The 22,000-nt window shown below is 33.3% G+C and carries 24 protein-coding genes, 1 pseudogene and 2 other annotated features; of the genes and pseudogenes, 5 read left to right on the top strand and 20 right to left on the bottom strand.

All coding sequences use genetic code 11. The features are described 5' to 3' along the window. Positions 1–92: 92 nt before the first annotated feature. The 3 genes from ABID96_RS02095 to ABID96_RS02085 are packed head-to-tail and all read left to right on the top strand — an operon-like array spanning position 93 to position 1,466. The gene (locus ABID96_RS02095) at positions 93–419 is read left to right on the top strand and encodes a PadR family transcriptional regulator (RefSeq protein ID WP_192603355.1); all 327 of its coding nucleotides are present in this window, start codon (positions 93–95) and stop codon (positions 417–419) included. Further along, on the top strand, positions 419–823 hold the full coding sequence (locus ABID96_RS02090; RefSeq protein ID WP_192603356.1) for a permease prefix domain 1-containing protein: 405 nt from the start codon (positions 419–421) through the stop codon (positions 821–823). Before ABID96_RS02095 ends, ABID96_RS02090 begins: the two co-directional genes overlap by 1 nt. A gap of 10 nt (positions 824–833) precedes the next feature. Further along, the gene (locus ABID96_RS02085) at positions 834–1,466 is read left to right on the top strand and encodes a hypothetical protein (protein WP_192603357.1); all 633 of its coding nucleotides are present in this window, start codon (positions 834–836) and stop codon (positions 1,464–1,466) included. A 118-nt stretch (positions 1,467–1,584) separates the two neighbouring features. Here the strand turns inward: ABID96_RS02085 and ABID96_RS02080 are convergent, their stop codons facing one another. The 13 genes and pseudogenes from ABID96_RS02080 to ABID96_RS02020 all read right to left on the bottom strand — a co-directional run bounded on the left by ABID96_RS02080 (position 1,585) and on the right by ABID96_RS02020 (position 11,043). Further along, the gene (locus ABID96_RS02080; RefSeq protein WP_192603358.1) at positions 1,585–2,013 is read right to left on the bottom strand and encodes an Rrf2 family transcriptional regulator; all 429 of its coding nucleotides are present in this window, start codon (positions 2,011–2,013) and stop codon (positions 1,585–1,587) included. Between the two features lie 89 nt (positions 2,014–2,102). Further along, positions 2,103–2,702, bottom strand: coding sequence for a LysE family translocator (locus ABID96_RS02075; protein WP_192603359.1), 600 nt, complete (start codon positions 2,700–2,702; stop codon positions 2,103–2,105). 73 nt (positions 2,703–2,775) lie between these two features. Continuing rightward, positions 2,776–3,393: a LysE family translocator gene (locus ABID96_RS02070; RefSeq protein WP_192603360.1), complete on the bottom strand. Its 618-nt coding sequence runs from the start codon at positions 3,391–3,393 to the stop codon at positions 2,776–2,778. 11 nt (positions 3,394–3,404) lie between these two features. Then, positions 3,405–3,875, bottom strand: a complete 471-nt coding sequence (locus tag ABID96_RS02065; protein WP_192603361.1) for an Lrp/AsnC family transcriptional regulator — start codon at positions 3,873–3,875, stop codon at positions 3,405–3,407. A 159-nt stretch (positions 3,876–4,034) separates the two neighbouring features. Beyond that, positions 4,035–4,433, bottom strand: a complete 399-nt coding sequence (locus tag ABID96_RS02060) for a VOC family protein (protein ID WP_192603362.1) — start codon at positions 4,431–4,433, stop codon at positions 4,035–4,037. Between the two features lie 19 nt (positions 4,434–4,452). Next, positions 4,453–5,001 carry an NADPH-dependent FMN reductase gene (locus ABID96_RS02055; RefSeq protein WP_192603363.1) on the bottom strand — a complete coding sequence of 183 codons (549 nt, stop codon included), beginning with the start codon at positions 4,999–5,001 and terminating at the stop codon, positions 4,453–4,455. 228 nt (positions 5,002–5,229) lie between these two features. After that, positions 5,230–6,160 (bottom strand): annotated as a pseudogene (gene panE, locus ABID96_RS02050) (2-dehydropantoate 2-reductase). Positions 6,161–6,253: 93 nt separating this feature from the next. Then, positions 6,254–6,901 carry a response regulator transcription factor gene (locus ABID96_RS02045; protein ID WP_088000911.1) on the bottom strand — a complete coding sequence of 216 codons (648 nt, stop codon included), beginning with the start codon at positions 6,899–6,901 and terminating at the stop codon, positions 6,254–6,256. A 15-nt stretch (positions 6,902–6,916) separates the two neighbouring features. After that, positions 6,917–8,035, bottom strand: a complete 1,119-nt coding sequence (locus ABID96_RS02040; RefSeq protein WP_192603365.1) for a GAF domain-containing sensor histidine kinase — start codon at positions 8,033–8,035, stop codon at positions 6,917–6,919. Then, the gene (locus ABID96_RS02035; protein ID WP_192603366.1) at positions 8,035–8,478 is read right to left on the bottom strand and encodes an SRPBCC family protein; all 444 of its coding nucleotides are present in this window, start codon (positions 8,476–8,478) and stop codon (positions 8,035–8,037) included. The genes ABID96_RS02040 and ABID96_RS02035 overlap by 1 nt, the downstream gene beginning before the upstream one ends. 31 nt (positions 8,479–8,509) lie before the next feature. Continuing rightward, entirely contained in the window at positions 8,510–9,052 is a 543-nt protein-coding gene (locus tag ABID96_RS02030) for a GNAT family N-acetyltransferase (RefSeq protein ID WP_192603367.1), read from the bottom strand. Between the two features lie 100 nt (positions 9,053–9,152). Next, positions 9,153–10,142: a GNAT family N-acetyltransferase gene (locus ABID96_RS02025; RefSeq protein ID WP_192603368.1), complete on the bottom strand. Its 990-nt coding sequence runs from the start codon at positions 10,140–10,142 to the stop codon at positions 9,153–9,155. Positions 10,143–10,254: 112 nt separating this feature from the next. Further along, positions 10,255–11,043, bottom strand: coding sequence for a YwqG family protein (locus ABID96_RS02020; RefSeq protein WP_377896573.1), 789 nt, complete (start codon positions 11,041–11,043; stop codon positions 10,255–10,257). A gap of 187 nt (positions 11,044–11,230) precedes the next feature. Between ABID96_RS02020 and ABID96_RS02015 the strand changes: the two genes are divergently transcribed. Then, positions 11,231–11,971, top strand: coding sequence for an MBL fold metallo-hydrolase (locus ABID96_RS02015; protein WP_192603369.1), 741 nt, complete (start codon positions 11,231–11,233; stop codon positions 11,969–11,971). 59 nt (positions 11,972–12,030) lie between these two features. Here the strand turns inward: ABID96_RS02015 and ABID96_RS02010 are convergent, their stop codons facing one another. The 4 genes from ABID96_RS02010 to ABID96_RS01995 all read right to left on the bottom strand — a co-directional run bounded on the left by ABID96_RS02010 (position 12,031) and on the right by ABID96_RS01995 (position 17,957). Continuing rightward, entirely contained in the window at positions 12,031–12,399 is a 369-nt protein-coding gene (locus tag ABID96_RS02010; RefSeq protein WP_192603370.1) for a VOC family protein, read from the bottom strand. A gap of 112 nt (positions 12,400–12,511) precedes the next feature. After that, a complete protein-coding gene (locus ABID96_RS02005) occupies positions 12,512–14,248 on the bottom strand; it encodes an aromatic amino acid hydroxylase (RefSeq protein WP_192603371.1) in 1,737 nt (578 codons plus the stop codon). A gap of 823 nt (positions 14,249–15,071) precedes the next feature. Then, positions 15,072–15,302, bottom strand: a binding site (T-box leader). A 51-nt stretch (positions 15,303–15,353) separates the two neighbouring features. Further along, positions 15,354–15,585: a binding site (T-box leader), on the bottom strand. A 448-nt stretch (positions 15,586–16,033) separates the two neighbouring features. Then, on the bottom strand, positions 16,034–16,987 hold the full coding sequence (locus tag ABID96_RS02000) for an ABC transporter permease (RefSeq protein ID WP_192603372.1): 954 nt from the start codon (positions 16,985–16,987) through the stop codon (positions 16,034–16,036). A gap of 73 nt (positions 16,988–17,060) precedes the next feature. Next, on the bottom strand, positions 17,061–17,957 hold the full coding sequence (locus ABID96_RS01995) for an ABC transporter ATP-binding protein (protein ID WP_192603373.1): 897 nt from the start codon (positions 17,955–17,957) through the stop codon (positions 17,061–17,063). 714 nt (positions 17,958–18,671) lie between these two features. On the opposite strand from ABID96_RS01995, the gene ABID96_RS01990 reads away from it, so the two are divergent. After that, positions 18,672–19,241: a biotin transporter BioY gene (locus ABID96_RS01990; RefSeq protein WP_192603374.1), complete on the top strand. Its 570-nt coding sequence runs from the start codon at positions 18,672–18,674 to the stop codon at positions 19,239–19,241. Positions 19,242–19,391: 150 nt separating this feature from the next. Here ABID96_RS01990 and ABID96_RS01985 read toward each other — a convergent pair whose 3' ends face one another. From ABID96_RS01985 to ABID96_RS01975, 3 genes are all read right to left on the bottom strand, one after another. After that, positions 19,392–19,907 (bottom strand): GDYXXLXY domain-containing protein, encoded by a 516-nt coding sequence (locus ABID96_RS01985; RefSeq protein WP_192603375.1) that lies wholly within the window; start codon positions 19,905–19,907, stop codon positions 19,392–19,394. Then, entirely contained in the window at positions 19,897–21,135 is a 1,239-nt protein-coding gene (locus tag ABID96_RS01980; protein WP_192603376.1) for a DUF2157 domain-containing protein, read from the bottom strand. The genes ABID96_RS01985 and ABID96_RS01980 overlap by 11 nt, the downstream gene beginning before the upstream one ends. Before the next feature lie 266 nt (positions 21,136–21,401). Further along, positions 21,402–21,872, bottom strand: coding sequence for a DinB family protein (locus tag ABID96_RS01975; RefSeq protein WP_192603377.1), 471 nt, complete (start codon positions 21,870–21,872; stop codon positions 21,402–21,404). Positions 21,873–22,000: the final 128 nt, after the last annotated feature.

Below are 22,000 nucleotides of genomic sequence, written 5' to 3'. Positions count from 1 at the left end.
CGAAATTTTTATTTGGAATTACTTTGACAGATAGAGTAATTATTGTTAGTATTACTCTATCAGATAGAATAATATGTTTTAGAAGGTGAATTATGGTTAGAAGTGATATCATACGTGGTCATTTAGACTCAATTATATTGAGGCTTATTTTTGAGAAGGATCGATATGGTTACGAAATTTCTCAAGAAATCGGCTTACGGACAAATAATCGATTCCAAATTAAAGAAGCTACTCTATATGCCGTTTTTCAACGCTTAGAGAAAAAAGAACTAGTCGAGGCTTATTTCGGTGACATTACTCACGGTGGAAAACGAAAGTATTACAAAATTACATCATTAGGTAAAGCATATTTAAATGAATTAGCAAAAGAATGGCAGGAAGTAAAAGAAATTATTGATTTATTTATGGAGGACTTGTGATGAAAAAAATCAAAAATCATATTGAAGAATTATTTAAAGAAATTCCAAGAACACAAGAATCGGAACTAGTAAAACAAGAAATTATTCAAAACTTAGAAGAAAAAGTAATCTATTTAATGGAAAATGGTAAGGAAGAAGAAGATGCAATAAATAAAGCAATTGTTGAATTCGGAGATATAGATGAACTAAAAAAAGAGCTAGGCGTTAAAAACCCCGATCAAAAAAAGAGTAAATTAGCAAGACTAAACTTAGCTTATTCACTTTGCGGTAGTGGACTTTTAATTGCACTTTTCCTATTTATTAATTTTTACTATACACCAAATACGATTTGGTTTGTTTATCCCACATTTGGTCTACTTTGGTGGCCACTTTCTATGTACTTTTATTGGCAACGAAATAAGTGAGGTGTAAATGATGAAAAATTATGTTGGATTCGCCACTGCTGGTTGTATTATGAGTATGATATTTTTTATGATCGTAAATTATATTACCTCACCTAATACACTTTGGTTTATATATCCTTGTTTTTTCCTGTTATTATGGCCTATTAGTTTATATTTTGTATTTAAAAAATCTGCAAAACAGCTTTCATTATTTTGTAGCATAGTACTAATTGCATTCCTTATTACTGAAAACTTAATTCATTCACCAGATTATTTATGGTTTTTCTATGCAGCTTATCCAATTATTTGGTGGCCTATATTAATGCACCTTGGAGTAAAAAAAGGTTCATTACGTGTTGCAATCATCGGAAGCTTAACAACTATACTCTACTATTCTAGTTTTAATTTTTTCGGTTCCCCAGATTATCCTTGGGCAATCTATCCTTCCTTTGCCGTCATTTGGTGGCCATTAGCAATATACCATGCAAAACGAAGAAGCTTTGTGTTCTTTTCATTCACTTCAAGTTTATTAATCAGCGTATTCTTTATTAGCGTTAATATCGTATCCTCTCCTGATACAGTATGGGCTGTTTACCCAATCTTCGCAGTGATATGGTGGCCATTAAGTATGTATTTTTATGTCTACAAAAAGAAAAGTATCTAATTGAAATAAAAAGAGGTTCTTCAAAAGAAGAACCTCTTTTTTCATTATTCAGCTTCTGAAACAAGATCAATAGGTGTAACTAACTAAGTTACAACTTTATCAAAAAAAATTGAACTGTTTATCCAATTTTTTTAGTTAATACTGTCACTAATTCTTCCATCGTGACCTCATCCAAAATACGTTCCATCGCTTCTTGAGCTCGGTTTAAAATCAATTCAAGCACTGCTTGAATATTTGCCCCAACAGGACAATTTGGATTCGGATTTTCATGAAATTGAAAAAGTTCTCCCTCTTCCACTACATCTACTGCATGGTATACATCTAGAAGAGAAATATCTTTTAAAGGCCTTAGAAGTGAAGCCCCTCCTGTTCCTCGACGAACTTGAATTAAGCCAGCATTTTTAAGTTTTCCCATCACTCTTCTGATTACAACTGGATTCGTATTGACACTTTCTGCAATCCACTCAGAAGTGCAAAGTGCACTATTCTCAATCGTAACTAAGGATAAAATATGGACAGCGACGGTAAAACGACTACTGATCTTCATAGGATTCAACCTCCTGATGTAATCATTATAGTTACATCAAATCAATTCCATATTATATAAATTGTATAAAGGAGCGCTAGGCTCCTTTTTTATGTTTCTATAAAGGCTAAGATACCTAAAATTATTATAAGTAGTCCAGCTATTTTGTTGACCCTACTTAAATGAGGTCGAATTTTATTCCTAAATAAGCTTACAACATTGCTTAAAATGATCCACCAAGAAATAGCTCCTAAAAATACCCCAACAATTAAAGTTACTGCGACTAAACTAGAGGAGGAGCTTTGTTCAAAACCTAAACCTGCAAACATCGCGACAAAGTTTAAAATGGTCACTGGATTCGTGATCATTAAGACAAACGTTGAAAGAAACATTGCAAATATACTCTCACCTTCTAAATTTGCTGCAGTATTAGAAGGTTTTTTCATAAATGTTTTTAGCCCTAAGTAGAATAAAAATACGCCACCAATCACTCTGAATATCAATTGCTGTTCAACTAAAAATGAAGAAACAACTGAAAATCCAAACGCGGCGATGCTTGCATAAATTAAATTGGCAGTTGCTGCACCAAAACCTGTCACGAAACCTGCCGCTCTTCCTCTAGTCAGGATTCTTTGTATACACAATAAACCAATTGGGCCAACAGGAGCCGAGACTGAAAAACCCAAAATAAAACTCTTTAATAATAGCATTGAGACGTTCCTCACAGTCTAGCTTTTTATGTTGATTCCTTTTATTAGACACTCTAATCTTCCAGAAGAAGCTTTATTTAATTAACTCATATAAAGCAATACCGCCAAATATAAGAATGATAAATCCAGATAAACGGTTGATAACTGTTAACGATTTATTTGTGATCTTTTTTCTAAATAACCCTACTCCACTACTTAAAATGACCCACCATAAAGTTGATCCACAGAATACACCTATAACTAAAACTATCGCGGATAACAAATTACTGTTTGAATTAGAAATCCCCAGACCTGCAAAAATTGCGATAAATGATAAAATTGTCATTGGATTTGTTAGTGTTAGAAACAAAACTGATAAAAAAGCATTCCACATATTTTTCTTTTGAGTTTCAGTTTGAGTAAAGCTTGCTTTTGACATCAGTGTTTTTACACCTAGATAACAGAGAAAAATGCCACCAATTAATTGAATCCAAAAATGTTGTCCAATTAAAAAATTTGTAATAACCGTCAACCCAAACCCAGCAATTAAACCATAAATCCCATCCGCTGTTGCGGCCCCTAGACCGGAAACTAAACCTACGACTCTGCCATGCGCTAGTGTTCTACGGATACATAACACACCAATTGGACCAACAGGAGCAGCAATTGATAAACCGATTATCAAGCCTTTTAAAAAAATCGCCAATTCCATACTAACCCTCCCTACTCAATTGAAAATTTATGATTTTGTAATGGAATTCTAAACGTTTCTTTCGTTGTATCCATCACAATTGTTGTTTTTGTTCTAATGACTCCTTTAAGGCCTTTTATTTCATGACTAATGACTCGATCTAAATCTTTCGTATTTTTACTTCTTATTTTTAATAAGTAATCGTCTTCACCTGCAATGTGATGACATTCCTGTACCTCTTCTAATTGATTAATAAGTTCTAAAAATGGTGCTCTGTTTTCGGGGCGTTCAAGTGATACTGCAACAAAAGCAGTAAGCTCACTCCCAACCTTTTCTGCATCAATTAATACACCATAATTTTTTATTACGCCTTGCTCTACCAGTCGGTTTACCCTTTCTGCAGTAGCTGGTGCAGACAAACCGATTTCAGCAGCTAGATCAGCCCATTTTATTCTTGAATTATCCAACAACTGATTTATAATCTTCAAATCATAAGTATCCATCATTAAATACCTTCTTTTTATAAGTTTTATTATATATTAACTTATTTTATGAAGGTGATTCAATATTATTTTAATTAAAAAACTACTTCATTGATGAAGTAGTTCGAGTTTAAATAGCAAATATTTATTAGTTCAGTTTGACAATAACATTAACACGTTTTATTTCTTCAATCCTTCAGTATTCATTAATACGATTCTCCAACCATCAGGGTCCTCTACTGTAACACTTTTACCAAGCCAGTAAGGATTTTCTGGTTCAACTTCTTCATATCCCATTAATTGTAATCTGTTTTTTATCTCATGTATCTCATTTTTATTCGGTATATAGAATACAAGGAGATTATCTTTTGTTGGTGCAGGACATGGACTTCCACCAATATATTGAGTAAATTCTAGGTGATACTCTACATCGGGTAAGCCATACATGACTCCATCATACCCATCATGATTTTCAAATCCAGCTACACGCTTTAATCCTAGTCCTTCGCCATAAAACTTCTTAATTTCATCTAACTGATCTGTTGGTCTTGCGATTCTGAATTGCACCCAATTTTTCATTTTACTTTGGACTCCTATCTTAATAGTTTGAAGCACTCCACTCTTCGTTTAACTTTTTTGTTAATTGAGTATAGATTTTCAATTCTTGAATTAAACCATTTACTAAGTAAGATGATTCTTCAGCCAAAGCAACGCCACCTTGGATAAAATCAGTTGGATCAATGACTAGTTGTTTAGATAATACATTTGCATATAGTGCTCTAAGTACAATTCGCATATTATTCAGTGCATTAATCCCTCCCTTACCACCACCAGAAACAGCCATTAAAGCTACAGGTTTATCTTTAAAATGCTTACTACCTAAGAAATCCAATGCATTTTTTAATGCCCCACTCATTCCACCGTGATATTCTGGTGTCGCGACAATCATTGCATCTGCATTTTCTAATTCAGCCCTTAACATTTTAATATTAGCTAATTCATTTTGATCTTCTTGTCCGTTATAAATTGGTAAAGTTAATTCACTTAAATCGATCGTCTTGATATTATATTTTTTAGAAATAATAGCTGACAGTTTACCAGTACGTCCTTCTTTTCTTGGACTACCATTAACAATGACAATATTCATAAGTCCCACTCCTCTTTTATAAGTACTTTTAGTATAGTCAATAAATAGAGTGTAATCGTCAGTCGTTTGGTAGAACTTTACTACACGTTTTGGTGTATCAACAAAATAAAAAACCTACAACTAAAGTTGTAGGTTAAAGACTGTTACCGAACGCTTGCTTTCTTCGTTGTTTCGCTTGTTTTGGGTGCTCATTACCGTCAAAAGCAACTCCTCCTACCAAAATTAAGGTCAAAAATGATTTTCCACATGCATTTTTTCGTATACTTTGAGGTTTTGATAAATTACCTCAAGCAATTGAACTGAAAGATGTTTCGCTTTCGCAAGTTTGAGCAAGTATCCTTGCAAATGATCGCTTTCAATAGAAGAACCTTTTTCCATATCTCTCTGCATTGAAGATTTCATATCATATCCAAGAGCATCAATTGATTTCATATGTTCATCAACAATATTCTCGTGGATCGGAGCATCGTGGGCATGCATTATGTTAGCACATTCTTCAAATAATTGACGGATGATCGACCTGCCGCCTTCACTTTCTCTGATTGGTCCAATTGGTGCTCGCATAAGGGAGGTTACACCCGACATGACCGTAATGAACATAAATTTATGCCACATATCTCGCTCAATCTGCTCACTTAATACAAAATCAGCTTTCGTACCACTAAATGCTTTCTTAATTTTATGGATGCGATCAGTGTCTTTATTCATAAATTCACCATATACAAGTCTTGCTGCCTTACTTGTCTGAACAACTTCTCCGTCATGATTTAAAAGTCGTTTCAATAAAACATAAACCGCCAATTAAGTTTCTTTCTCCAAACGCTTCTTTTAAAGTTGTTACATGTGAGATACCATTTAGTAGTGGTAAAATGACTGTATGTTCACCTACAAATGGCTTTACATCTTTAATGGCATCATGCAAATGATAGGATTTAGTTGAAAAAAGCACTAAATCGAACGTACCGGCATTCTCACTCGCTGTGATCATTTTAGGTTGTACTATCATATCACCGTGCACACTACTGATCACTAATCCTTTTTCCTCTAACTGTTTTTTTCGATTTGGTCGTACTAAAAAAGTAACATCTTCCCCTTTTTCTACTAAACGGCCGCCAAAGTATCCGCCTACTCCTCCAGCACCTAAAACAAGAATTCGCATCAAATCTTCCTTTCTATCAGTATATTGTTTACGTTATCAACAACCTCACGAAAAAATATCGACCGCTCCTGAAATAAACCTTTTATCAACTTATTAATCTGATATTCCATTTCGAATCGCATAAAGAGCAAGCTGCGTACGATCCTGAAGTTGTAACTTTGCTAATATATTTGATACATGAGTTTTCGCTGTTTTCTCAGTAATAAATAAAGAAGAAGCAATTTCTTTATTACTCTTACCTCGTGTAATTTCCTTTAATACATCCATTTCACGTTTCGTTAGTTTGTCGTGAATAGTCTGTTCAGATTTCGATTCACTTTTACTCGTTAATGCAGAGACCAACTGTGTAGTAACCTTTGAATGAAATTGTTTTTCTCCGTCATGGATTTTCCGTATTGCTGTGACAAGTTCATCTGGATCACTATCTTTTACATAATAGCCAGCCGCTCCTGCCTCAATTGCCGGTAAAATATGATCTTGATCATAAAAACTTGTTAATATCATTACTTTAACAGGCAATCCCTCATTTTTAATTTGCTCTGTTGCTTCAATTCCATTTAACTTTGGCATTGATAAATCCATAATCACTATATCGGGATGCAGTTCTTTTATTAACTGTATTGCCTCTTCCCCATTTGATGCTTCACCAATAACCTCGATATCTTGTTGAGTATTTAAAAAAAAGATTAGTCCTCTTCTGACAACATGATGGTCGTCAGCAATTACTAATTTTATAGTCATTACTATTTCTCCTCTTTAAAAAGGAATATTTATTATTATTTTTGTTCCTTTATTTATTTCACTTTCCACGATAAACGATCCTTCTAATACTTCTATTCGTTCTCTCATACTTTTTAACCCTAATGTAGGTATGCTTACATTTTCTAGATACACAAAACCCGCGCCTCTATCTTCAACCACCATTTTAATATTTTTACCATTACTTGATAGTTGCAGATAAATCTCCGTTTGCCCAGAATGTTTTCTACAGTTATTAAATGCTTCTTGGCCTATTCGCCATAGTGTCTCTTCTATTTTAGAAGGGAGAACATTGACCCCCTTGACTTGGCTATGTACTTTTAAACCTAGCATTTCACCATAGTTAATTAAAGCGCTAACGATTCCCTTTTCTATTCCTTGCGGACGAAGTTGCCAAATTAATGCTTTCATTTCTGCCTGCGCTTCTTGAGCAATTTGTTGAATATGGTTAAATGTATCTTTTACATTTTTGTTATCTGATACATTGCCCCCAGCTTTAGCTGTTACGTTAATAGAAAAGAGCAACTGGCTGACTGAATCGTGTAAGTCTTTAGCTAAACGATTTCTTTCTTCAATAACTTGAATTTCCTTCACTTTTTCTGTTAGTTGAATTCTTTTAATTGCTGTTCCAATTTGTAATGCTACCGCTCCTAAGAGGTCTAACTCTTCTTGATCAAATTGTAATTTATTTGATGCTGCTACATTTAATAATCCAAATGATTCCTCTCCAGCTTGAAGTGGTACTGTCGCATGGTGAGTTACACCATTTGTATCACCCCAATTATGAATCACAGATTCTTCTAATCTTTTACATTCCATAATATTTGATGCTTTATTGAGTCTTCCTTGTACGTATTTGCTCACGCACCAGCAATCTCCACAACACATCGGCTTAACTTCCTCATTTGTTAACGCTGGTGGTAGCTCATGTGAGGCGACTAATTCATAGCTACCATTTTTATCTATTAAGAAAATCCAACCAGTTTCTAAGCCTGTAATTTGAATTAACTTTGCTAATGCACAATCAAGGGTACTGTGTAAGTCAGTACCCTCGTTTAATATTTCTGCAATCTCTTTTAATACTTGTAATTCTAAAAGAAAAGATTTTTTTCTCATTACTTTATTGTTTCCTTCATACGTTTATCAAGCTGTTCTAGTACATAAGGCCACGCTTCTTCATGCTGATCTCTCGATAATTCATCAGTGAAACCGGCATGTGTTAATTTAATCAAAACGCCATTATTTTTTGAAATGAATTCTACTGTAACAACTGTTTCAGCTTTCGTTCCAGCTGTAATCCATGTAATTTCAACTTGTCGATTTTTCTCTAGTTTTAAGAACCGCCCATAATGTGGATGACGCATCTCATTAAATTCGGTTTCAAAGAAAAAGACAGAATTCACTTTTGCTTCCATAATGACGGAATCCGGTGCTGCAAACCAAATACCAAAACCTTCAGTCCAAGCATGATATAAAACGTCTATTGACACTTCCATTTCCCGTTCAACCTGCAAGCTATACGGTCTATTCGAAAGATTAGGGTAACTAATGATTTCCATCTTAATACCTCCAGATATTTATAGGCTTTCATTATTCATTTTCATTAATAATAGCAAGCACTTGATGATCTTCCCAGTTCCCATTAATTCTAACGTTTTTCTTGGCAATTCCTTCTTTATGGAAACCTGATTTTTCTAATACTCTAATAGAGCCAATATTATGTGGCATTACGCCAGCCTCAATACGGTGAAGCTTTAATTCAGTAAAAGCATAATCAACTACAAGCTTAACTGCTTCAGTCGTATAACCTTTACCATTTTGTTGCTCATCTAAAGAATAGCCAACAAAACAACTTTGTAAATCCCCTCTTAAAACTTCAGCTAGCATCGTATTTCCAATCAATTCATCAGTTTCTTTCAAGTAGATACCGAAAAAATAGTACTGATCATTATCACTTTTCTCTTTATTTGATTTAATGCGTTCTCGTTGAAACTCTACTGTATAAAAACTCTCGTCTTTTATATACGTAAAGGGCTTAAAGAATACTCTATTTTTCACTTCAAAATTTAAAAGCTCTTCTGCATCATTAACATCTAGCATTCTTAAATAAACATTATTCCCTACTAATTTCACGATTATATCCCCCTCAAACAAACCAACTATATTATTATGTAAATTTTCTATCTATTATTATAATACCTTATAAATTGCCTTTCAAAAGTAAAAAGCTTGTCTATTTACCCTTAGCCCATAAAACCCTTGAATCAATATGACGAACTAAACGATGTACCGTCGGTTTAAATTCATTTTTTGACCAAAATCTTGAAGATTCTAGATTTGTCATTCTCCAGTCAGTCTCGCAACTAATATAACCTGATTCCTTTGCATGAGTAAGACCATTTTGTAATAAAGCTGAGCCTACACCCATTCCTCTAGCAGACTCTACTGTGGCACCAACCACCAAACTTACACATGAATCTGGTATTAGCATATTTTCATCTGATGCTTCTGCTGGCATATAAACTTGAAAACCAACGACTTCACCTTGGTGAATGGCTAACCAAAATGTAACTGTTTCATCTTCTATTAATTCAGCGTAACCATCTTGATAATCAACTCTTTCTTCTATAAAACCAGGTGCGAATACTGGAGATTTAGCTTGATGTTCCATGATAACCGTAGCCAATGATCGAATATCTTTTTCATCAGCTTTGGTTGCTAAACGGATTTGAAGTTCTGGATGAATACGATATGGCTCTATCCCCTCTGAAATGTCACGAATTCCGTGGACTTGTTCATATGCAAATCCTAAACGAAACCAAGCATTCAACATATTTGCATCACCGCTTGGTACCATCACGTAATGATGGAATGAACCATTATTGACCATTTCGCTTGCGAATACAGCGTACAACTCTCGGTATAATTCTTCATTTTCCCCTTGAGCAATTGCTACTCCTGCATACTGAATCCATGTATGGCGTTCACGGTTTTTATCAGTTTGAATTGTACCAATTATATAACCAACTAACAGATCGTCTTTTATTGCTGCTACGCCAATCCAATTCTTCTCAACCAATGATTCAATTGCTTTCTTTGCATACGCTATTTCTTCAAACTTAACTGGCAATTCTTTATTTACTTTTCTCTCATTTTGATGCCTTACCGCAAGTAAACTTGCTGCATCATCTATATAAGAATGTTTAAACTCTACAATTTTCATCATAAACCTCCAAAACAAAAAAAAGAGTGTATTTCTTTCGACTCTATTAACTTCAATAAAAAGAGCACTACTTCCTGCAAAAGAAGTAATGCTCTTTTTTATACTGACATAACTAGCAACAATCCCAGTTGTATAGGACATTCGTAAAATTTTTATTTAACAAATCTTCTCTAGAAATAAAGAAGTTTGCAACTCCAACATCACCAAACATACAGTCAATTAGATCATCCGAATCAATTTGTAAAAGTAATATAGGGTACTCGTCTTTATCTCTAGGATCGGCTTGTGTAAAGTATGGATAGCCACCGATTCGATGACCGTCTCCTACAAACTTTTCAATAAATAATTCATGTAAATCATTACAATTTTCATGCTCTATTTTTTGATCGAGTGGAATATTTTCTTCTATTATATCAAAATCAACTGAAAAAGCTGACACAGGTTGAACTACCAAATCAAATGTCATACCTGCCTCTTTTCCAATAGGAAACTCTATTTCTCTATCATCCGTCACAAATGAGAAATCTTCAATTAAATCTGTTCCATTTAATTGCTCATGGTAAACCAGTTTAAAGTTATTCTGTTTAGCTGGTTCATCGAAATCAATACCATAAACGTCATCATCAGCTGATATGTAAAATTGTAGCAAACCCGAGTTTGGAAACTCGTTCAATTGTGGTATCTCTGAAAAATTTATTTGTGCAAGGAGCTTCATTGGTTCCCCATTTTCATCCTTTGGATATTCCATTTGTTTAGGAAAGTACGGATCACCACAAAACTTACTTTCTGTTAAACTCGTCTTTCGAACATCAGGATGAATGACTACTGAGTCCTTCACTGTCGACTCTATTAGATCCTTGAAGTTTAACAATTCTTTCGGTATTTCTAAACTTTTCACCATGATACACCTACCTTTTCCATTGTTAACTTAATCATATCAATCATCGCAAAATTGACAATTGCCTTATAAAATATATTCTACTAATCTCTATCAAACACATTTCTTTAGATAAAAAAACCAGCTAATTTTTAACAGTTTTACTCACTATGTTATAATACTCAAAAACCAATTGAAAAGAGTGTTAAATATGGATATTACATTTATTGGTAGTGGCGATGCATTTAGCAAAGTATTAGGGCATAATAGTGCCTTGCTTACTATTAATCAGACAAATTTATTAATTGATATTCCAGATTCGAACTACTATCGAATAGATAAAATGGGCTTATCTTATAGTGATATTGATAACCTATATATCACTCACTTGCATGGAGATCATATTAATGGTCTTGAGAAATTAGCATACTTTAGAAAATTTATCTCTCCATTAGAGCAAAAAGATAAAACTGTGAAAAAGATTAATCTATACATACATGAAACATTGATAGACGGTTTATGGGAAAGTGTAAAAAATGGATTAAAATTCACAAATGACGGTGAAAAAAAATTAGAGGACTACTTTAATATATATACCGTAACTGACACCTTTCAAATCGACGGCGTACTATTTAACTTAATTCAAAGTCAACATGTTCCAAACATGCCTGTTTTCGGTCTCTTTGTTGAAGACGAATTTTTCTATTCAGCAGATAGCGTATATAATCACCCGTTATTACAAAGCTTACTTCCAAAAGTGAAGAAAGTCTTTTATGATATTCATTTCTATCCATTTCCAATTCCAGTACATGCTAGTGTTCGAGATTTTGAAAAGTTACAGAATGAGGACAAGGAAAAAGTCTATGCTATGCACTATGATGATAGTAAGGTAAATAACATATGCATTGAAGGTATAAAGCTAGTCCAACCATTTCAAAAAATTCATATTTGATACACATAAAAAACCACTGAATATGTACTCAGTGGTTTTACCTTCTAACATGACATTTCTTAATGATATTCTAAGAACTCAATTCGATTTCCGAATGGATCATTCACAAAAAATCTTGTTCGACCTTCTATTGGTGGTTCTTCTTTTATCTCCATTTTAAGTGAAATCAATCTTTCTCTTAACTTTTCAATATTTGTAACGATTAAACCAGGATGAGCTTTTTTAGGAGGAATATGATCTTCTTGGATACTAATATGAATTTCTTGATGACCACAACTAAACCAACAGCCACCTCTACCTTTTAAGTTTTCTGGTTTCGGTATTTCCTTCATTCCAAGAGTGTCGCGGTAAAATTCCCTTGCTCTATCTTCCCCACCCTTGGGTGAAGTAATTTGAATATGATCAATCCCATTTATTTCAAAACCCATTTAATCCACCTCTTCATTCATCGTTTTACCACATTAAATTATTTTACATCTTTAGGATATCACAACGAAAAGCATTACTCCTTATTGAAGTAATGCTTCCCATAATGAACGATTAAATTAATTTCAAACCATTTGTAATCAGATTTTTCAGTGAATTAACTTTACTTAATTCTTCTAAATCCTTTTTAAGAGGTAATACTAAATGGTTTAATTTTGGATTTACAATTGATAATTCAAGTAATTCCAAACGTAATAACCAATCTTCTTTATGCGAACGATTTAGTTCATCATACGTATCAATTAGCTTTTTAATGCAATCATCACAGAATGTATTCTTCTCTCTAATGACTCTAACTTGTTTGTATAGTTTTTCTAATTCAGTTAAAGGTGCTGGCGTTTCCTCAACAACTTCTACCTCTTTTAGTGAATCATTAAAGTAAGTAGCTGGATCAGCTGCACCTGGGTAAGCTGATGTAACTTTAGAACCAACAGCCATATCAAAAGTGCCCCATTCCTTCTTAAACAATTCCTTACCTTCATAAGTAACTGTGCAGTCCTCAAAAGAAATTAAAGCGACTTTATTATTATTTTTGATGATATTCACAATTCTGCCGGAAGCGCTTACATTGCTCAAGAATTCTAAATCAACATAGTTTCCTACAACAATACCTAAATTTTTAAGCATGTCATCGTCACATTCTTCTAATTCTATATTTCCTTTAAGAAGTCCGATTGGTGTACCAAAACCTTTTGCATGGTAATCCTTACCGTGTCCCTCTAATTGTTGATGATTAACTGATAATGCAGTCTCTCCAGTTGTATTAACATAAATCGCTTCACCATTTTCATCTTTTAAAATTGCGTGAACAATTCCTGTTACACTTAAGCCTGAATTTAATTCAAATGTTGCAACACTTTTCGATTTTAAAGCCTTATCTAAGCTTTCAGTACCACCAACGCGGAATGCCATTGTATTTGCTAGTTCTTCAGCACCCTCCATTAGCTCTTCAAAGCTTTTACATACAAATAGCTGTGATTGCATTTCCGTTACATTTTTTGGTTGCAACGTAGCAGCTTCTACAGTGAAAGGTAATCTCTCTACAGCATCTGTAAAGCAATGTGTACTTTCACCAACCGAAGATAATAAACCTGCTCCGTAAATTTTTGGTTGATCAACATCGCCTATTAAACCATATTCAACTGTTCTCCAAAATACGCGTGAAATTTTTTCAGCTTCTGAAATTCCTACAATTGCGTTTTGTTTTTCCTCAACCAATCTTTGAGCTGCTGCTTTTTCTTCAGCAGTTGATTTCGGATCTTCCATCACAATTGTTAAGTTTCTAACTGCTTCAAATAATTCCTGCTTTTCTTTTGTAGCAAATGCTTTTGCACCAATTGAACCAATTTTTTGTACATACTCTCTAAAAACTGGGTCAAATAAGATTGGAGCATGCCCAGCTGCCTCATGAATAATATCTGGTGCAGGTGTGTATTCGATGTTTGTAATCTTTCGGATCTCAGTAGCGATTGGTAAAATTCCATTTGCCAATAATTCAAAAAATGCAGCCCCAGGAATTAATCCATTTACAATTCCAGCACCCCATCCAATTTTAGAAAGGCACTCGTTCATTTCAGCTACATTTGGAATTTTTTCCGTTTCAATTCCGGATTGTTTTAATCCATCAACAAATGCAGCGTGCGCCTTATCTTTTAAAGCATGATGATTTTGTCGCATAACATAACGCCACACAGCATGATCAATCGGTGTGTACAGATCATAATTTTGTTCCGACAAATATTGTTTTAAATGAGGTGGTATTATTTTTGTTTCAAAAGCAGCTTCTTTCATTTCTCAGTTCCCCTTTTTTTGTTTTTCACATAATAATCTATTACCTTACTTTCTTAAAAATACCCGTTCCATCTATTCTTGCTAAAGCTTTTTTCGAGCATTTCTAAGCAAGTGTTCATCATTAAACCATTTCTACTTATTCCAAATTACTCCTTCTTTCCCTATAATCTTTTTTTATTCTGTATAAATAGTCATACTCATCAATCAAAAACATCACTCCTTTCAAAATAGAAAAGTGGAACCGCCTCGCTCAGGACCGACAAGCATAAGACAAAGTTCAGTGAAGGTTGCTCTTTAACCTTTGCTGGGCTTTGGCTTATGACCTCGAGGGACTAGGCGGTGGAACTAGACATCACGAAAAGTGGAACCGCCTCGCTCAGGACCGACAAGCATAAGACAAAGTTCAGTGAAGGTTGCTCTTTAACCTTTGCTGGGCTTTGGCTTATGACCTCGAGGGACTAGGCGGTGGAACTAAACATCACGAAAAGTGGAACCGCCTCGCTCAGGACCGACAAGCATAAGACAAAGTTCAGTGAAGGTTGCTCTTTAACCTTTGCTGGGCTTTGGCTTATGACCTCGAGGGACTAGGCGGTGGAACTAGACATCACGAAAAGTGGAACCGCCTCGCTCAGGACCGACAAGCATAAGACAAAGTCCAGTGAAGGTTGCTCTTTAACCTTTGCTGGGCTTTGGCTTATGACCTCGAGGGACTAGGCGGTGGAACTAGACATCACGAAAAGTGGAACCGCCTTGGTCAGGACCGACTTTTAAAAACTGTCTATATCACTAAGGCCAAAAATAAAAAAATCCCTACTGTTTTCACAGTAGGGACGAACATTCAAGTCGCGGTACCACCCTAGTTATTAGTACAAAAATATACTGTACTAATATCTTCATTTCATAACGGCTCTTCGCCGTCTTCCCCTCACAGATTCGTTTCGAAGAAGATGCTCCAGGACTGTAATTCATGTTGTTTTTTGTACTGATTTGCACCAACCATCAGCTCTCTGTTACAGGGAAAACATCACTACTTTGTGCCTTTCATTGCTTTACACTATTCAATTGATTTTCTTCTAAAAATAAAAAAAGTCCCTACTGTCTACACAGTAGGGACGAAATGGTTAAATTCGCGGTACCACCCTAAATTATTAGTATGTAAATTAGTATACTAATATCTTCATTTCATAACGGCTATTCACCGTCTTCCCCTCACTATTTGCTTCGAGGAAGATGCTCAAGGATTGTAATTCATGTTGTTTTTTGTACTGATTTGCACCACCATCAGCTCTCTGTTACAGGGAAAACACCACTACTCGAGTTCCTATCATTGCTTTTCGTCATTTGATTAATAACAACTTTATTCCTAAACGAAACAAATGTCAACATTTTTTTAATCAAGCATAAAATTATATCAATATACTTAAATTTATTTATTCCACTCAAATTAAAGTACAAAAAAATAAATTTTATCAATTGAGCAGCTAACAGGACTGGCTGAATTTATACTTAAGCAAGATATATAATTGTTTTCATTTCATACAAACACGGTCAGTTTACACATGTACCGAACAACAATCTTTCTCAGTAATTACTTTACTAAGTTGTCTCACAAAATTTCTACTCCACACAACCTTAAGTAACAGCTCAATCCAGCTTCCCTAAATATTATATTGTTATAGTTTTTCGTTTTATTCTTGCAAAAATAATTCTAACTTTATCTTTAACCAAACTACACAAAATCAATAGAAAAAGCACAATCTTGATAGATTGTGCTCATAAAATTATTTATGCAGTTACATCTCGTTTTGAAAATACATAAAAAGCTAGGAATAGGAAAACAACTAAATAACATACGAGTACGATGCATGAGAAAACCATCGTCATCCCTTCAACAAGAGGTGCTCCATCCATATATTGCATGAGATTCGTGTTTGCAAAAAGTATGTATTTTGCCCATTCATATTTCGTTGCAACGATCGTAGTAATCACATTACCCATAAATAATAAAAATATAGATAAACCAATTGCGATCGTATTGTTTCTAAAGATTGTTGAGACCATAAAAGCCATCGTAGCAAGCATAAATGTCTCAATGAAACTTAATAAATATAGCTTTGCAGAATATAGTAAACGACTTTGCTCTTCAACATGTCCATCAACATACGCTAAGTAAGATGGATTCCCATCAGCCGGTCCAAAAAGTATTAATCCTATTATTAGAGACGCACAAAATAAAACTGCTAAAAATACAAGACCAAACAGAATACTAGTTAAATATTTTGATAAAATAATTTTACTTCTAGAATATGGTCTAATTAATAATAATTTAATCGTTCCCCAGTTAAATTCACTTGCTACAATATTTGCGGCTATAATAATTGTGAATAAACCAACTAGTACAATCACATCTGATGTGCTATCAATAAATGTCCAAACATTTCTCTCCTCATTCGGAGCTATATTATGTTTTATTCTATATTCATTGACAGCTATGTTTTTTTCAATAAATTTTTTATTTGGATCGTTTTTACGGGCTTCTTTTAAATCCTTTTTCAGTGAATCCGTTTCTTGTTGTAGTACTTGTTTCCATTTATCATCGGTTACTAGTTGAGATTTACCTTCTGAATATTTTGTAAAAGCACCAACCACTCCTACTAAAATAATAACAAGAGCAATCATGACAAGCGTTCCTGGTCTTTTTATAATTTTTATCCATTCATTTTGTATCAATTTTATCATGGTCATATTCCCTTCTCTTAGAAATACTCAAAGTATGTATTTACAGTTAATTTCACTATCTTACATCGTTGAATTAAACATTCGTTATTTCAAGGAAACGGTCTTCCAATGTTTTTGAATTCACCTTAATTCCATATATTTTTATGCCTGCATGAACTAATTTTTCAATAATTTCTGGAACGTCTTCTCTAGATGCTTGAACATAAATATCATTTTCATTAATCTCAACACTATATTTAGACAGTACTTTTTGAGCAGCACTTACATCACTAACTTCAACAATATATGTTTGAAATTCTTCGTTAATCAGCTCATTTACCGTTTGAACACCAACGAGCTGACCTTTTTGAATAATACCAATTCGATCACACATCATTTCCATCTCAGATAAAAGATGACTAGATACAATGACAGCCATCCCTTTTTCTCGTGTTAATTTCTGTAAATAATCCCTCATCTCACGAATACCAGCTGGGTCAAGTCCATTTGTTGGCTCATCTAAAATAAGAACTTTTGGATCATGCAATAAGCATTGAGCTAGTCCCAAACGCTGCCTCATACCAAGTGAATATGTTTTGACTTTATTGCGAATCGCACTCGTTAAACCTACAAGCTCTACGACCTCATCAATTTTCTCTTTTGTGATTCCTTTTACCATTCTTGCATATTGCATTAAATTATCGTATCCGCTTAGGAATTTATATAACTCTGGATTTTCAACGATCGCACCAATATTCGCAACAGCTTTTTCAAAGTCCGTTTTTATGCTATTTCCGTTGATTATTACATCACCTTCAGTAATACTCATTAGTCCAACCATCATTCTAATAGTCGTTGTCTTACCAGCACCATTTGGACCTAAAAAGCCAAAAACTTCTCCTTCATAAATATCAAAACTTAAATCAGAAACTATTTTCTTATTTTTGATTACTTTCGTTAAACCTTTCATTTGTACAATCGATTTTCCCATGTTGTCCTCCTTTTAAGCTGTTTAACAGTATTTCAAAATAAAATAAATCCACCATACATCTTATTCTATTAAATTATTAGAAATCCTTTAAAAATGTTAAATTTTTCCTTTTTTTATAATGATATGTGAACTCTATTGTATATTTTAGGCACTTAATCTAGATAAAAAATCAGATTGTACAATCAAAAATGAAACAAGCGTAATATAATATACAAATGGAACAGTGAGCTAATTTTTATAAGTTCATAGACAAAAAAAAGGCCTCACATTAAGTCTATACCATAAAGAAGTACAAATAGAGATTATTGGAGCTTAACATAAAATTAGACACAGCTCGTTCTTGAAACATATTTTTAAACAATTTGCCATACGATTTAACACAATTCAATACGTAATGCTCCTAAATGAAATAGTATCAACTGATGATCGATATTCACATGCCTAACTATGCGATTTTGATGGAGGATACTTGATTGGTAAACTATTTAAAATTATTTATGTATATTATTTTTTTACTTATCGCAATTTATTTGGATATAAAATTGTAACTTGTAACCCTTTTGAGCAGATAAAAGAGAAAACCAAACTGATGGTTTTCTCTTTTTTTATATCGTATTTAGTTATTGACAATATTTTTCCTTATAAAATATAATTAACTTATCATATGTTAACTAAAAATATAAATAAGTTAACATTAAGAATGGGGGATTTTAAATGCATCCAGAAAGATTGAAAATGCTTATTACTGCAGCTTTATTTGCATCGATTATTGGTATACTTGCACAAATATCTATTCCTTTACCATTTTCTCCGGTACCAATTACAGGTCAAACACTAGCAATCGGACTTGCTGCAACAATTTTAGGTAGAAAATATGGAACAATTTCAGTACTAATCTATTTAGCAATTGGTGCGATCGGAGTACCTGTATATGCGGAGTTTTCAGCTGGATTTAGTGCACTTATTGGGCCAACAGGTGGCTATTTAATTGGATTTTTACCTACTGTATTGATCATTGCTTACTATATAGAAAAATCTAGTTTCACAGTCTTACAAGTATTCGTAGCAAATACGATTGGAATGCTAGTTACATTACTATTCGGAACAATTTGGTTAAAAATCTCTCTGGATTTAGGTTGGAAAGCAGCACTAACAGGAGGATTTTACCCGTTTATCATTTTAGGTCTTGTTAAAGCATACTTAGCTTCTACAATTGGCGTAATTGTAAGAAAGCGTCTTGAGAAAGCTAATTTATTAAAAGTAGAAAGCAATATTTCAGCTTAATAATAAAAAGAACCCTTTAATAGGGTTCTTTTTTTATTTTCATCTTTTTAATTAAACGTTTGTTTGGTTATTTCCCTATACTCCTCTCCCCTATTTATTTCTTGATAAATAAGTCGTTATCAAAAGAAAAACCACTCTAGAGTGGTTTAGTTAATTTGAGACATCAACAGTTTGAACAACTGCACGGTCCTTTTTGTGTTTTATGGTTACAATATAATCTTGACCCGGTTGATTATACTCATTCATTTGATGCTCTGGAATATAAAATCGATCTAGATTATGGTTGATATTGATTACTTTTTCGCCATTATCATATGTATCATATACATATGATATTTCAGCGCTAATATATTTAAATTTGTCAGGGCGTTGATCAGTTACAAAATCAAAAATGTAGAGTCCCTTTTCACTCTTCTTGAAAACTATGAAAATCTTCTGCCCTTCTTTCGGCTTCGCTTCACCCTTCCAATCCTTATCGGTAATTTCATCGAATTTATATGATAGTGCTGCATAGTGACCGAATAATGGCTCAATTGGATCTAAGCTTTCTGCCTCAATCTTAAAAGTGTCAGCAGTTTGTTTAAAGTACATTATGCTTCCAAGTAATGAAAGCAGCAAAATTAACTGTATGAATGACAATAATATTAGTTTCATTTTATTTTGCATATTCATCACCTCTTGCTTTTTTCGATTGAATAAAGACGATAAAGAGTATAGCTGCAAGTATGATGAATACGATTGATTTACCTATGAAAGTAACAGATAATCCTGTGTAAATACCAATTACAAGAATAATAAAGGTAATAAAGCCGATGATCATGCTTCTTTTTTCTTGATGAGAAACACCAAAGAATAAACGAATACAAGAATAAGCAAATAAAATGAAGACACCAACAATCATATTAGCTAATTCGTCTTGCATACCCAAGATTGGTAATAAGAAAATGAATAGGTAAATCCAAAGATAATTTTTGATTTGCTCATTACTTCTCCATTTTCTATAAACAGTATAAACAGCTAATAAAATGAACAATAACATTAGAATATTGAAAACTGGAAACGATAATTCTTTTTGAATTTCATGAATTACATCATAAGTTACGCCCATTGTCGTCGTAATAAAGGTAGCAATCCAAATAAATGGAGTAATGAAAGGAAGTAGTACATAATCAATCAATCCCCACTCATTAAGTAGCCACAGAGCAAATATTACCGCGATGATCGGAGTAATATTCTGACCATCAGAAATCGTCTCAAAAAACACGATGAGTATATATCCTAAAAATGTATAGTTGAAGCTCGCATTCCAACGAGTTTTCATTTTCAATAGAAAATAAATTGAACAAAGTAATAATGGTAGCTGTAAAAGATATACATAAGATGTTCCATTACTAGCGCTATAGTTTAAACTAAATAATCCAATTCCTAAGAATAAATAATAAAACAGATCATGCCTTAAAAAGTAATAATAAAGAAAGGCTAATAATGTCCAAGTAATAAGAAATATTGGGCTATCGCTAGAAAATTGATACATTTGTACAATTAAAACGAAAGCACACGCATATCCAATTACATTTATGAAATTTAAACAATTTCCGAAAAGCTCTTTTCCCTTTTGATAACTAATAAATGCCGCTGAATGAAAAATTATTAATGTAACAAAAATAATGACTAATCTTACTGTTTGATCATAATTATTCCAGTTGCTTCCGACGAGCGCTAGTATTGAAAATGCAACTAGTAAAGCAATAAGAAAGGGTACGATATTCGTTAAAAATGATTGCTTCTCACTTCTATTCCTATGATTTTCATAAGTTAAAATTCTGCTCACAGTCTCGTCATCTATTAACTCATGAGACCGCCACTCTTTTAGTTTTTCATCAATTTTATTCATTGTTTACCCCCTGTTTGTAGTGCAAAATAAATAGGCTACTTTCACATCAAAATATATCGACGTTTTATGAAACTTTAAATGCTCACTATCATTATAAGCACCAAATACTGTTTCTAGTATAAATAGTTCATAGTTTTAGATGATTAGGAGAATGAATCAAACGTTTGTTTAACTATTTAGATAAAAAAGAAAAGCCCCCCATTTCTGGAATGCTTCACATACATGTCTTTCTCTATTTTTCACTATTCTCTATATCTTTTAATCTATTAATCCCAAATATTCGGTCGTTCAATATTCATCGTTCGCATATAGTCCAATAATTGGCCAGTATGTACAGATTCATGATAAGCCACTCTTAGTAACATATCTCCTAAGGTACGGATATATCCCACGTCTGAACGATCTATTTTTACATTCTCAAGATCAGACACTTCTATAGATTTAATGTAGTTAATAAATTCATGTCGAAGAGGTATTGCTCTATCTAAATCATCTTGTACATTCGTAAATTCAACAAGGTCGTATGGATTTTCAGGGTGTGAAATACTTTTTCTATTTTGTAAAATTTGAAGATATATATATTCACTTTCTAGTACATGTCGAACCATTTCCGCACAAGTTAAAGCTTTTTCATCAGGCTTCCAATTTAACATATTCTTAGGAATTGACTGCCAAACCTTAATACTTCTACGTCTTATTTCTTCAAAATTTAGTACAATTAAATCGATTTGATTCATTAAAATCCCTCCTATTTATTATTAGTAAATTATACCATTATTTAACTCAAAATGCGAACTAACGTTCCTGTTAAAGTGAACTATTTTATAATTTCTGCATTTATTGTAGATTCTCCTTTCGTATGATA

The organism is Gottfriedia sp. OAE603 (assembly GCF_040543965.1).
GTDB classification, from domain to species: Bacteria; Bacillota; Bacilli; order Bacillales; family Bacillaceae_G; genus Gottfriedia; species Gottfriedia solisilvae.
This window is presented reverse-complemented; position numbering and strand designations above follow the sequence as displayed.